Here is a 12,391-nt window from a genome sequence, read left to right as displayed (position 1 = left end):
GCCCGCCTCTTTATTGGTGTGTGGCTTGTCTAAAGTTGAAGACTGTAGCCCGCAAGTGGGCATTCTCGAAAAGCCAAAAACCAACGCCCCAATCTTGCGAATGGGGCGTTGAAACTAGGCTGTTTCGTTCTCTTGCGCGGCGAGCGCTGCTTTTCGTCGGCGCTCAATCATACGCACCGACAGAATCGAAAGCTCGTAAAGGAGATACATCGGTATCGCCAACCCAATCTGCGAAATCGGATCAGGCGGCGTGATGAACGCGGCCACGATCAGAATACCGACGATAGCGTAGCGACGGCCCTTCTTGAGCTGATCAACGCTCACGAGGTCGATCTGCGCCAACAGTGTCAGCACGACAGGCAACTGGAAGCAGATGCCAAATGCCAAAATCAGCGTCATGGCGAGACTGAGGTATTCCGACACCTTCGCCAGAAGCTTGATCTCGTCGGTCTGCATTCCTGCAAAGAAACCCAATGCCATTGGCAAAACGACGAAATAGACCATTGCCGCCCCGGCCACAAAGAAGACCGGCGTGGCCACGAGATAGGGCACAAGCGCCTTTCGCTCATGCTTATACAGCCCGGGCGCGACAAAGCCGTAGATCTGCGTTGCCAGATAAGGGAACCCGAGGAAGATCGAGCCAAAGAATGCCAGATTAAGCTGGGTGAAGAAGAATTCCTGCGGCGCTGTATAGATCAACTCCATATCGCCCGGATTTGGATAAATCGAACGGTATGGGTTGAGCAGAATATCGAAAATCTGCCCTGCAAAGAGGAAGCAGACAATCAAGAGGACAACGATCGCAATCGCGCAGTGGATCAACCGCTTACGCAGTTCGATCAAATGCTCCAAAAGCGGCGCTTCGCTACCGGCGAGTTCATCAACCGGCTCAGCTTGCGACTTATCTTCGATTTTTGCCTGAGTATCGGCCATTATTCGCTCTTTTCACCCGTGCTAGTGGCTTTTTTGCGAGGCGCACGAGGCTTGGCCGGAGCCTTTTCACCCGCGTCGGCCACAACGGCCTTGGCGCGTGGCTTCTTCACTGGCTTTTCTGCAGTGTCGATTGCGGCGGCCGTCTTCGTGGACGGCCTTGCGCGGGCGGCCTTAACAGGCGTTGGCTTTTCTGCTGCAGGCGCGGCAGCCTTTGGTGCTACGGGCGCTGTGGCGGTATCAGCACTTTGCGCAGATGAAGCCTCAGGCTTAGCGCTCGACTTGAAGCCATACTCGGATGCGAGATCGTCGTTTGATTTCGCAATAGGCGGCATGCCCGCCTTCTCGCGAATTTCGTTGACGACACTTTCTGAGGACGGATCAGCGGGTTTGATTATTCCGCTTGGCTTAGGACCGTCCGCCGACATCGTGTTGAACTCGCGCCGGATTTCTTCGGCGGTCTGCTTCAATGGCGACGTGATGGAGTTGCGGAGGCTCCGCACCTCATCCAAACCCGAAGTCTTGTTGATTTCGCGCTGGAAATCACGTCCCATGCGCTGAATTTGGCCAATGATCTTGCCAACCTTGCCCATCATGACGGGCAGGTCTTTGGGACCGATAAAGATCAGCGCAACCACGCCGATCACAAGCATCTCTGTCCAGCTTAGACCGAGCATAAAGCGATCTCCGAAGTACGGCGAAAGCGCCGCGAATATTCAGATGAAGGCGCTGATTAAGCGTCCTTGCTCCGATCAACTTCTGCAGCGTCAACAGTCTGCGGCTTTGCAGCAGTTGCAGTGTCGATACGTTCAGCAGGCTTGTCTTCGTCCTTCATGCCTTTTTGGAAGGCTTTAATGCCCTGAGCGACTTCGCCCATCATGCCGGAAATCTTACCACGGCCAAAAAGCAGGATAACGACAACGGCGACGACGAGAATGCCCCAGATGGATGGCGCGTGCATGGATGGTCTCCCTTAGGCTAACGGTACGCGATACACGCGACACATAATTCGAGAAATAAGTTTAAACTGCACCGAACACAAGGATGTGTTCAAAATCAACATGTGAAAGCGTTTTAGTCACGCTCTTCAACCTCATCTTCCGTCTCTACCTCACCCAGATCATCTGGGCTCAGCGGATCTTCATCTTCGCGCAAAGCATCTCCATCAAAAGGCAGAGGAATTTGCAAATCAGGCGGCAGACGAGACGACAATAGGCCAGCACCTTTCAATTCATCCAGACCCGGTAAATCGGCAAGCGCCTCAAGACCAAAATGGTCTAAAAATGCATCCGTTGTTCCGTAAGTGACTGGGCGCCCAGGTGTGCGACGGCGGCCGCGCATGCGAATCCAACCCGCTTCCATCAACAGATCCAAAGTCCCCTTCCCCGTCGCAACGCCGCGCACTTCTTCTATCTCCGCCCTCGTGGCGGGTTGATGATAAGCGATGATGGATAGGGTCTCGAGCGCGGCGCGAGACAGGGGGCGCGTTTCTTGTTGCTCACGGCGCAGCAAAAATCCGAGGTCTTCGGCTGTCCGAAATGCCCACCCGTCCCCGCGCCTTACCAAGTTTACGCCCCGCGGAGCGTATTGCGCTTGCAGCGCCTTCAACAAGGGGAGCACAGAAACACCCTCCCCCAGAAAGCTCGCCATCTCGTGGGGTTTGAGCGGCTCTGCGGAGGCAAACAAAAGCGCCTCAATAATCCGCAGTTGCCGGGTTCGAATTTCGCTGTCTTCGCCGTCAATCATGAGAGGTCATTCGCTTACGCAGCATGATTGGAGCAAAGGTATCGCGCTGTTTGATTTCCATCACACCTTGTCGAACCAGTTCCAAGCTAGAAGCAAATGATGACGCTCGAGCCGTTCGCCGTTCCTCAGGTGTGGCCAGATAATCATACAAAAACCCGTCGAGTGAAAACCAATCCGCCGTTTCCCCAATCAGCTTTTCCAGCAAGTCTCGCGCGTCCTGAAGCGACCAGACAGTGCGCACATAGGGCGAATACTCGACGATTGCGGTACGCTCGCGCTGATCGGAATAGGCTTTGAGAAGATCATAGAGCGTCGCTTCCCAAATCGATTTTCGTTCGATCTCAATGGGCTCGGGCGCCCCGCGCGCAAACACTTTCGCACCGACGCGCGCTCGGTTGATGAGCTGCGTAGAGACATTGCGCATTGCTTCTAGTCGCTTGAGTCGAAAATGCAGCAATGCTGCCAGCATCTCACCACTTGGCTCATCATCATTGACCGCTTGGGGCACCAGCAAGCGGCTTTTGAGATAGGCCAGCCACGCGGCCATCACCAAATAGTCGGCGGCAACCTCGATCCGTAACTGGCGCAGGTCTTCGATGAACGCGAGATATTGCTCGGTCAGCGCCAGAACAGAGATCGCTGAGAGGTCCACTTTTTGTCGGCGGGCGAGATCAAGGAGAAGATCGAGCGGTCCTTCGTAGCCCTTTACGTCGACACGTAGCGCCTGCTCCGCCGCATCGTCAGGAGCCGCTGAGATCCAATCCGTCTGCGCTATACTCATGGACGAAAAACAAAAAAGGCTGTCATCGGCGCACATTGGACACCGATGACAGCCATCGTCAAGTCAGGCAATATTTTTTAGAGCAGCAAGCAGTCGCCGCCCGCAGCCCGCACATTTGTACAGACATTGACGGCCGCTTCACGCGAGGCAGCAGGCACGAGCACGCGATAGTAGATACCGCGTTCGCCCAAGTTCACCTGCTGAATCTCGAGGTTCGCGCCGCCGAACAACACACCATACCGGGTCGCAATGGCCTGTGCACTCTCACGGGCAGCCGCTTCTGTGCGCTGGGACGAGAGTTGGACATAGGCACCGCCAGAGGCTGGAGCTGCTGCAGGAGCCGCCGCAACCGGAGCTGCTGCAGCCGGTGCCGCGAGATCCTGTGACGCAGGCGCCGCCGCCGCCGCTGAAATTGCGGCCGCTGCGGTTGACGCGAAGTCAGAAGGCTTCTGTGACGGGATCGCGACTGTTCGGCCAGCGACAGCTGCGCCGCTTGCGTTCACCACAGGCACGACCGAACCCGGCTGTACAGGAGGGACCGCTGGAGCCGCCGGAGTTTCAGCAACTGGCGGAGCCGCTGGAGCTGGAGCTGTTTCTGACGGCGCAGTTGTATTCGCAGCCGCGGTATTCCCTGGAAGTTCCGGGACGTTTGGTCGGTCGACGGGTAGCATGGACGTACCAGCCAAACCGCTATCGCCACTCACGATAGTACCGTCCGGACGCACCGTAACCGTTCGCACGCGGCGGTTTACGAGGCCATCAGGGTTGGTCGTGCCCTGATCTATCGAATTGATAACATTGCCAATACCGGAGTTCTGAGTAGCCTCAGATATAGTTTCAGGATCAGCCTGATCTCGCGGGACGATCTGCTCGTTCGCGCCATTATTGCCACCAGCCATTTCGTTAAAAATGACCGACTGTGCAGGAGCCTCAGTGCTGGGCTCAGGCTCTTCCTTGATCGGAGCTGTGTCCGCGACGATCGTCGGTGCTGGGCCCGATGGGCCGCCCGATCCGAGCATGTAATAAAGCGCACCGCCACCTGCACCGAGGAGGAGAATGGCGAGCAAAGGCCCGAGAACGGCTTTGTTCACGCCGAACGAACGACGGCGACGCGGTTCGCTGTAATCGCCACCATCATCGGCATCGCTTCCAGCCGTATGATCGACCCATTCAACGCGCGCGCCAGAGGCGGCCGCTGCTGCCAGAATAGCATCGTCCACCGAACTGGTGTCCGCTGACGACGCGCGGCGGCGTGGTCCGCGTGGAGCCTGTTCAGTTTCCGGCGGTAAAGTTGGTGTTGCCAGGCTTCGTAAGGGTGCCGGAGCAGACTTCGGCTCGACGACTTCCATGGGTTCAGGCGCTGGGTCCTGCTGGACACTCATGCGCACCGCTGGCCCCACAAGCCGCTCAATCTCAGCGAGCGGATCAGTGCCAAAGCCGGGTTCTTGACGTCTCTGCTGCGGTGTCGCCACTGCAGGTTCGGGAGAAATGCCAAAGCTTGGCTCGTCAAACTGAGAGCTCGCAGCTCTTACTGAATCGGAGAAATCAGCTGCGGTGTACACTGACGGCTGCTCGACGCCACGCGTGTGCGTCGCGACTTGAGAGAAATAGTCGTCAGACTGTGATGCGACACTATCGGGTTCAACCTCGAACTCGAAATTGCCACCCGTATTATCTTCGCTCTGCAGCTGATCCTTGGCCAATTCAGATGCAATCAGATCGGCCAAGCTATCTTGATCAAGATTGATTGGCTCGGGCTCTTCCTCAACCACAACTGGCGCTGGGGAGACGACCTGAGCCTGTATGGGTTCACGCCGAACAGGTGTTGGTTCAACAGGGCGCTGTGGCGCAACTGGCTGTTGGGGAACGAATTGAGGACCCTGCTCGCGACTCGCTACGCCTTGATCGAGCGACGGCTGTGGCGAAGCGACCGGCGGGACCGATGGCACAGGCGAGGTTGGAGCCGATGGCCGCTGAGCAGAACGCAGATCAAAGTCGAACGCAAAGGGTTCAACCGGTGGCCGCGGGGGCTGCGTGAGCGGCTGTGTTGGTGCGGCGGTCACACCCGGGCGAAGAGCGAAATCAAGGCTCGGTGTCGGCGTTTGCGGCGGCACGGGCGCTAGAGATGGCACGCGAACTTGCGACTGAGACGCTGGTGGAGCGCCTACCGGCTGAGAAACAGGACGCGGCGCGACCGGTGGAACTGGGGGAACAACGCGTTCGCTGGGCGCTTGCGCGGTAAAATCAAACCGCGGAACCGGCGGCATTTGCGGCGAGTCGTCGCCGGGAATACGGACGCGCGGTTGCTGCGGCTCACTCGGAGCGTTTTCAGGGCGCGCCTCTCCCGCCATCAGGCGGGCCAATTCGGCGATCAGATCGTCCGGGGCATCACTTTGTCCGGCCATATGCTGCGGCTTCGCTGACGTACTCCGACAGCGCCTCTAGATAGCGGGGGGGCCCAATGGACACCGCCCCGCGATTGATCACACCAATGCGCCCGAATTATGAGAGTTCATCGGGGGCTGACACACCAAGCATGCCGAGACCGTTGCGGATAACCTGGCGAACGGCATCGACAAGGGCGAGTCGAGCCAAGCTCAACTTCGGGTCAGACTGGTTAACGAAACGTAAAGACGGATCATCCTTACCTTTAGCCCAGAACCCATGCAGGGCTCCAGCCAATTCGTGCACGTAGAATGCAATACGATGCGGCTCGTGGGCAACAGCTGCTGCTGCCACCGTCCGTGGCCAAGCGCCGAGCAGTCGGATCAGTTCAATATCCGCGGCACTATCTAGGCGCTCAACTTCGGCCTTGGCGAGAGCTGCTGGGGAAATATCGAGATCCGGCAGATCACGCTGCGCAGTGCGGAAAATCGAACAAGCGCGAGCATGGGCGTACTGAACATAGAACACCGGGTTATCGCGGGTCTGTTCTTTGACCAAGGCAAAGTCAAAATCCATCGACGCGTCGTTGCGACGGAAGAGCAACATGAAACGCGTCGCGTCAGGACCAACTTCGTCAACAACGTCAGCAAGGGTAACGAGGTCGCCTGAACGCTTGGACATCTTGAACGGCTCACCGTTCTTGAGCAAACGCACCAGCTGGCAGATACGGACGTCCATATCAGCTTCTTGGTTCGAAACAGCCTTCACAGCCGCCTGCAGGCGCTTAACGTAACCGGAGTGGTCAGCGCCCAGCACGTTGATCATGTGGTTGAAGCCGCGCAGGTATTTATTGCGGTGATAGGCAATGTCAGCGGCGAAATACGTGTAGGAACCGTCTGACTTGATCAGGGCACGATCCGTATCGTCGCCATAATCTGTCGCGCGGAACAGTGTCTGCTCGCGGTCTTCCCAATCTTCTGGGGTCTTACCCTTAGGCGCTTCGAGGCGGCCTTCGTAGACCATGCCTTCTTCGCGCAGCCAAGCAAGCGTCGACTCAATGTCGCCCCCTGCCCCGTGCAGCGTACGCTCGGAGAAGAACACGTCATGATGGATATTGAGCTTGGCGAGATCTGCCCTGATCAATTCCATCATGCCCTTGAGAGCGACTTCACGCGCGATAAGCGCAGCTTCCTGCTCTTCCATTTCAAGAAGCTTGGTGCCGTATTCGGCGGCAAGTTGCTGTCCGACTGGGATTAGATAGTCGCCAGGATAAAAGCCCGATGGAATTTCAATGGTTTCGCCCAATGCTTCGCGGTAACGGAGCAAGGCCGAACGGCCCAGAATGATCGTCTGGCCACCAGTGTCGTTGATGTAATATTCGCGGGTAACGTCATACCCTGTCCACTGCATCAGCGAGGCCAATGCGTCGCCGAAAACAGCGCCACGTGTATGGCCAACGTGCATTGGGCCGGTCGGATTTGCCGACACAAACTCAACATTGACGCGTTCGCCCTGACCAAGGTTCGAGCGGCCGTAATCGACACCCTGCTCTGAAACAGACTTCAGGACCTGGTGCCAAACAGAGTTATTGAGACGGAAATTGATAAAGCCCGGCCCTGCAACTTCCACCGAGGCAACATCTGCGTCAGAGGCGAAGCGGCCCGCAAGAGCGGTCGCTAGCTCTCGTGGGTTCTTACCCAAAGGCTTCGCAACCACCATAGCGGCGTTGGTCGAAAGGTCACCATGGGTTGCATCGCGCGGAGGCTCTACAACCACGCGCGCGAGCAGGCCCTCATCGAGATCGGGGTAGTCGGCACGCAGGGCCGCGTGGACCCGGGTAGTGAAGAGCGCAAAGATATCCATGTCGAACCTACGGAATTTGGTCGGGCCGGGTTAACGGAATTCGGGCCGAGCGTCAAACAAGCGGTAGTGCTCATCTAATGCATAAGGGTCCGTCATACCCGCAATGAAGTCAGCTACAACTCGGGCACGATTAGGGCCTGAGCAGGCTTTTGCTTTCTCACCCCAGCGGCCGGGCATGTCAGCGTCCGACATATAGCGTGCAAAAAGGCGTTCCACTACTGCTTCGCTCTCCAAGACTGGCTGCATAACTGACTTGTGCCGGTAAACTCGCGTCAAAAGGAAGTTTTTGAGGCCTTTTTCGGCGATTGCCGTCTCTGGGGAAAAAGTGATGATTGTGGTGCCGGCCAATCTAACATCGTCGACCGACTGCGGTGCAATGCGCTCGATATTGGCAGAACTAAACGAAATCACGTCTTCGATGGCCCGCGTAATCATGCGCCGCTGGACTTCGTGAGTCTGACGATTGGCAGGAATACCCGGATACCGTTCAAGGACTTCGCGTACGATTGGCCCGGCCATTGGCACATCGAGAAAGTCCTCAAGGTTCAGGACGCCAGCACGCAACGCATCGTCAATATCGTGCGCATTATAGGCGATATCATCGGCTATCGCCGCCGCTTGTGCCTCTAGGCTGGCGTAGGTGTCGAGCCGAAGATCGGCCACGGCGGGAATGTCATTCACCCCGCTTGGCAGGCCTTCATGCGCGTAACGCCCGACAGGGACGCCAGAAGCATCAATGAGCGGGCCGTTGTGCTTCAGAATGCCTTCGAGCGTTTCCCACGTGAGGTTCAGGCCATCATGCTCGGCGTAGCGATTTTCGAGCTGCGTGACGACGCGGAGTGCCTGCACATTGTGGTCGAATCCACCAAAGCCCACCATTGCCCGATGCAGGGCGCGCTCTCCAGCATGTCCGAACGGCGTGTGCCCAAGGTCATGGCTCAACGCGAGCGCCTCAGCCAAATCTTCGTTCAAACGCAATGCACGAGCGATTGATCGGGCGATCTGACTAACTTCAAGGGTGTGCGTCAGTCGATTGCGAAAATGCCGCCCCTCATGCGCGAGAAAAACCTGCGTCTTGTGCTGAAGACGACGAAATGCGGTTGAGTGGATAATTCTGTCGCGGTCGCGCTGGAATTCGGAGCGCGTGGGGCTCGGCCCTGCACCATAAAGCCGACCCAAAGTGTCTTCAGGCTTGCTGGCATAGGGGGCGGTATCGCTCATGTGTGAATTCCAGGTCTTTGCAATTGGGCGCGACGCGCCTATCTTAGGAAAAGCGTTATGACATTACGATCGCTTTGGGAAAACCCATGACCGTTGCAGCACAAGTAGTACCGACAGTAAGCCTCTCTGACCGCGCCGCAAAGCGCGTTGCTCGCATCCTCTCCAAGGAGGTGCCGGGGACTGTTCTGCGTATTTCTGTGGCGGGCGGCGGATGTTCCGGCTTTCAATATGAATACAATCTTGTTCAGGAAACGGCGAACGGCGACGATCTCGTTCTGCAAAAAGGCGAAGCGACCGTTCTGATCGATTCTCTCTCGCTCGAATTTATGGGCGGCTCGGAAATCGACTTCGTAGACGATCTGATCGGCCAAGCTTTTCAGATTAAGAATCCGAATGCCGTCGCATCCTGCGGCTGCGGCACAAGTTTCGCCGTCTAAGACACTTTACGTTCTACTTTAGTTCCCTATCTTCTATGCAACCCGGGATCGTCGATTCCGGGGTTCTGCTTGGGGAGGTAGGAATGGGACATCGCGTAAACGCTGTCATGGACAGCGCAATTGAGCAGCAGAAAATCGTCGGTGCGGAACTGCTCGTTTTTCAGCACGGCAAGCAAATCATTCGGCGCACCGCGGGCCATTTCGACCGCGAAGCCAATGTGCCGATGATCGAAAACGCGATCTATCGCCTCGCCTCCGTCACCAAACCCATCATTGCCGCGACCGCCTTGGCTATGGTCGACAAGGGCCTGCTGAAGCTTGATGACGCGGTTCGCGACTACCTGCCCTATTTCACACCACGGTTGCCCGATGGTTCTGAGGCGGTGATCACGATCCACCATCTTCTCACCCACACGTCTGGTCTGGGGTACGATTACTCGGCAGATCCGCTCATTTCCGGCGGTGTTGGGCCAACTGACAATAATTTCGAAGAGAATTTTACGCGCGTCGCCAAACTGCCGCTGAACTTTGCCCCAGGCACGGCGTGGCTCTATTCAGTCGCGATTGACGTTCTTGGCGCAGTGCTCGCAAAAATTCATGGTGGGACTCTCGATGAGACAGCGAAAACCTATGTCACCGGCCCGCTGGGAATGGCTGACACCGGCTTTTTCGTTTCTGACCTTACGCGCTTAGCCAAGCCCTATGCCGATGGCGCTCCACCACACCAAATGCGTGACCCCGAACCGGTAATGAACGCCGAAGGAAACACCACTGTCTTTTCGCCAAAGAGGATATTCTCAGCGAAGGCCTTCCAATCGGGCGGCGGCGGTATGGCTGGCACTAGCTCTGATATGGCAACATTCTTTGAGACCATGCGCAAGGGCGGCGGCGATGTCGTCAGCGAGGCATTGGTCAGGAGAGCTTTCACAAATCAGACGGGAGGCTTACTGGGCCCCGACGCCGGACGGAGCTTTGGTTACTTCGGCTCCATCATAGAAGACACCTCTAGAACGGAGCAACCAGGCGGCCGGGGCGCGGCGAATTGGGGCGGGGTATACGGACATTCTTGGCTTGTGGACCACGCAAAGGAGCTTACGATAGTGTCCATGACCAATACGGCTCTCGAGGGGTGCACCGGGGTTTACCCCAAGGACCTCATTCGCGCCGTCTACGACGACCTGACCTAAGGAAAACCGCATGGCCCTGCGCATCGCCACTTGGAACATTGCCGGCATCAAGGCCCGCCTTGAAGTGCTGGTGCGCTGGCTTGAGGAAGAAAAGCCCGACATCGTGGGGCTTCAAGAGATCAAATCCGTCGACGAATCTTTCCCGCGCGCAGAGATGGAGGCACTGGGGTACAATGTCGAAACGCACGGCCAGAAGAGTTGGAACGGCGTAGCGCTGCTTTCCAAGCTCCCCTTCGATGAAGTCCATCGCGGCCTCCCCGGCGACGACACGGACGAGCAAGCGCGTCTGATCGAAGGCGTGTTCTCTGTGGAAGGCGGCGCAGTGCGCGTCTGCAACATCTATTTGCCGAACGGCAATCCGGTCGACACGGAAAAATTCCCCTATAAGCTTAAGTGGATGGATCGCCTGAACGTGTTCGCCGAGCAGCGGCTAGCGCTCGAAGAACCGTTCATTCTTATGGGGGACTTCAATCTCATCCCTCAACCAATTGACTGCCATGCGCCGGACAAATGGTGGGGCGACGCCCTCTTCCGCCCAGAGAGTCTAGAGCGCTTCCGCAAACTACAGAACATGGGCATGACGGACGCCCTGCGTGCCGTCAGCAGCGAACAGCAATTCACCTTCTGGGACTATCAGGCGGGCGCTTGGCGCCGCAATGCGGGTATCCGCATTGACCATCTGATGCTTTCGCCGCAAGCGGCCGACCGCTTGGATGACGTGCATATCCATAAGGATACGCGCGACTGGGAAAAACCGAGCGATCACGTGCCAATTGAAGGAAGGTTCAGCTTCTAGACCGGAATAAGAAAATGGCGCCGGGTGGCGCCATTTTTCTAATTAGAACTTGCTGGCCGTATCGAAGGCACCAGAGCTTGCCATGGTAATGGCGGCTTCGCGAACATCCGGACTAGCCGAGCGCATGGCGTTGGCCAAAAGTTCGTCTGCGGAGGCCTGATCCGGTGTACCAATACACGTCGCCTGCGCCACATTGAGCCACATGAGCCCTTCTGCCGGACGAGGCGGATAATCATTGAGGCCGTTGTAAAGCAACTCGCCAAGGCGCGCCTGTGCCAAGCAGTGGCCTTTATTCGCGGCATACTGCAGCCAGCGAGCGCTCAGGGTCGGACTGAGGCCCAAACCGTCTTCGACCTGATAAAGAATGCCGACCCGGTACTGCGCCTCAGCGTCACCGAAATAGGTAGCGGCATGCATCAACATGCGGTGATATTCGTTCGGGTTCTGATGAATGCCCACTTCCGGCGCGCCAACGCGGAAGTAATCACCCAGCTTCACGAAGGACCGAGCGACAATGTCAGCTTCAAGGCCCTTTGGCGCCGTGTCCGCGTGCTGGATAGCGATCTGGGAGTAGTAACCGAAGGCCTTAACCGGATCTTTGTCTACGCCCTGACCATTTTCATACATAGTGCCCAGCTGCCACATGGCCAAAGGGCGGCCAGCAGCGGCATCGCTTTCGAGTGCTGACAGATAGGTATCGTCGGAGACGATCACACCGCCCCCGTCGAGAGCACGCGCGAACTGGCCCGCAGCATCAGCGGCAGTCTGTGCCGATGCAGGCATGGTGGCCAACAGAGCCAGAGCCATGCCCCCTGCTGATATGGGAAGGGACTTATCCCGAGGGGTACGCATTTTACTCCTTTTGCCCGTGACAACACGGACCAGACTTTTGCGCGGCGACTGGTGAACCAGCTCCACAGCGTCACTTCTCAGTGCGCAATTTGATGGGTGCCAGTTAATGGGTTTCACCGGGGCTGGCAAAGCAATGTATGAATAAATAGTAAACATGCATTATGACCGCATTCAGGAGCGACCGGCGCGGAAA

At 57.2% G+C, this 12,391-nt stretch carries 12 protein-coding genes; 3 read left to right on the top strand and 9 right to left on the bottom strand.

The window, feature by feature from the left end; genetic code table 11:
* Positions 1–114 precede the first annotated feature (114 nt).
* The 8 genes from tatC to H4N61_RS06815 form a co-directional block, all read right to left on the bottom strand.
* Positions 115–933, bottom strand: a complete 819-nt coding sequence (gene tatC / locus H4N61_RS06850; protein ID WP_182395526.1) for a twin-arginine translocase subunit TatC — start codon at positions 931–933, stop codon at positions 115–117.
* Complete coding sequence (gene tatB, locus H4N61_RS06845) at positions 933–1,607, bottom strand: Sec-independent protein translocase protein TatB (RefSeq protein ID WP_182395524.1); 675 nt, start codon at positions 1,605–1,607, stop codon at positions 933–935. The genes tatC and tatB overlap by 1 nt, the downstream gene beginning before the upstream one ends.
* Before the next feature lie 56 nt (positions 1,608–1,663).
* A complete protein-coding gene (locus H4N61_RS06840; RefSeq protein ID WP_169194114.1) occupies positions 1,664–1,891 on the bottom strand; it encodes a twin-arginine translocase TatA/TatE family subunit in 228 nt (75 codons plus the stop codon).
* 113 nt (positions 1,892–2,004) lie between these two features.
* A complete protein-coding gene (scpB, locus tag H4N61_RS06835) occupies positions 2,005–2,676 on the bottom strand; it encodes an SMC-Scp complex subunit ScpB (RefSeq protein ID WP_182395522.1) in 672 nt (223 codons plus the stop codon).
* Positions 2,669–3,457 carry a ScpA family protein gene (locus H4N61_RS06830; protein WP_182395520.1) on the bottom strand — a complete coding sequence of 263 codons (789 nt, stop codon included), beginning with the start codon at positions 3,455–3,457 and terminating at the stop codon, positions 2,669–2,671. Before H4N61_RS06830 ends, scpB begins: the two co-directional genes overlap by 8 nt.
* A 77-nt stretch (positions 3,458–3,534) precedes the next feature.
* Positions 3,535–5,862, bottom strand: coding sequence for an SPOR domain-containing protein (locus H4N61_RS06825; protein ID WP_182395518.1), 2,328 nt, complete (start codon positions 5,860–5,862; stop codon positions 3,535–3,537).
* 97 nt (positions 5,863–5,959) lie between these two features.
* Positions 5,960–7,705, bottom strand: a complete 1,746-nt coding sequence (argS, locus tag H4N61_RS06820; RefSeq protein ID WP_182395516.1) for an arginine--tRNA ligase — start codon at positions 7,703–7,705, stop codon at positions 5,960–5,962.
* 30 nt (positions 7,706–7,735) lie between these two features.
* Complete coding sequence (locus tag H4N61_RS06815) at positions 7,736–8,926, bottom strand: deoxyguanosinetriphosphate triphosphohydrolase (protein ID WP_182395514.1); 1,191 nt, start codon at positions 8,924–8,926, stop codon at positions 7,736–7,738.
* An 86-nt stretch (positions 8,927–9,012) separates the two neighbouring features.
* Between H4N61_RS06815 and H4N61_RS06810 the strand changes: the two genes are divergently transcribed.
* The 3 genes from H4N61_RS06810 (at position 9,013) to xth (ending at position 11,346) form a co-directional block, all read left to right on the top strand.
* Entirely contained in the window at positions 9,013–9,363 is a 351-nt protein-coding gene (locus H4N61_RS06810; RefSeq protein ID WP_182395512.1) for an iron-sulfur cluster assembly accessory protein, read from the top strand.
* A gap of 83 nt (positions 9,364–9,446) precedes the next feature.
* Positions 9,447–10,550: a serine hydrolase domain-containing protein gene (locus H4N61_RS06805; protein ID WP_182395511.1), complete on the top strand. Its 1,104-nt coding sequence runs from the start codon at positions 9,447–9,449 to the stop codon at positions 10,548–10,550.
* A 16-nt stretch (positions 10,551–10,566) separates the two neighbouring features.
* Positions 10,567–11,346: an exodeoxyribonuclease III gene (xth, locus tag H4N61_RS06800; RefSeq protein WP_182395965.1), complete on the top strand. Its 780-nt coding sequence runs from the start codon at positions 10,567–10,569 to the stop codon at positions 11,344–11,346.
* A gap of 42 nt (positions 11,347–11,388) precedes the next feature.
* Here the strand turns inward: xth and H4N61_RS06795 are convergent, their stop codons facing one another.
* Positions 11,389–12,153 carry a tetratricopeptide repeat protein gene (locus tag H4N61_RS06795; RefSeq protein ID WP_182395509.1) on the bottom strand — a complete coding sequence of 255 codons (765 nt, stop codon included), beginning with the start codon at positions 12,151–12,153 and terminating at the stop codon, positions 11,389–11,391.
* Positions 12,154–12,391: the final 238 nt, after the last annotated feature.

Origin of the sequence: Devosia sp. MC521, assembly GCF_014127105.1 — a bacterium.
Lineage (GTDB): Bacteria > Pseudomonadota > Alphaproteobacteria > Rhizobiales > Devosiaceae > Devosia.
This window is presented reverse-complemented; position numbering and strand designations above follow the sequence as displayed.

Bases quoted from the DNA above. Each gene is read 5' to 3' on its own strand.
- tatC (WP_182395526.1), bottom strand. From the start codon at position 933: ATGGCCGATACTCAGGCAAAAATCGAAGATAAGTCGCAAGCTGAGCCG.
- tatB (WP_182395524.1), bottom strand. From the start codon at position 1,607: ATGCTCGGTCTAAGCTGGACAGAGATGCTTGTGATCGGCGTGGTTGCG.
- H4N61_RS06840 (WP_169194114.1), bottom strand. From the start codon at position 1,891: ATGCACGCGCCATCCATCTGGGGCATTCTCGTCGTCGCCGTTGTCGTT.
- scpB (WP_182395522.1), bottom strand. From the start codon at position 2,676: ATGATTGACGGCGAAGACAGCGAAATTCGAACCCGGCAACTGCGGATT.
- H4N61_RS06830 (WP_182395520.1), bottom strand. From the start codon at position 3,457: ATGAGTATAGCGCAGACGGATTGGATCTCAGCGGCTCCTGACGATGCG.
- H4N61_RS06825 (WP_182395518.1), bottom strand. From the start codon at position 5,862: ATGGCCGGACAAAGTGATGCCCCGGACGATCTGATCGCCGAATTGGCC.
- argS (WP_182395516.1), bottom strand. From the start codon at position 7,705: ATGGATATCTTTGCGCTCTTCACTACCCGGGTCCACGCGGCCCTGCGT.
- H4N61_RS06815 (WP_182395514.1), bottom strand. From the start codon at position 8,926: ATGAGCGATACCGCCCCCTATGCCAGCAAGCCTGAAGACACTTTGGGT.
- H4N61_RS06810 (WP_182395512.1), top strand. From the start codon at position 9,013: ATGACCGTTGCAGCACAAGTAGTACCGACAGTAAGCCTCTCTGACCGC.
- H4N61_RS06805 (WP_182395511.1), top strand. From the start codon at position 9,447: ATGGGACATCGCGTAAACGCTGTCATGGACAGCGCAATTGAGCAGCAG.
- H4N61_RS06795 (WP_182395509.1), bottom strand. From the start codon at position 12,153: ATGGCTCTGGCTCTGTTGGCCACCATGCCTGCATCGGCACAGACTGCC.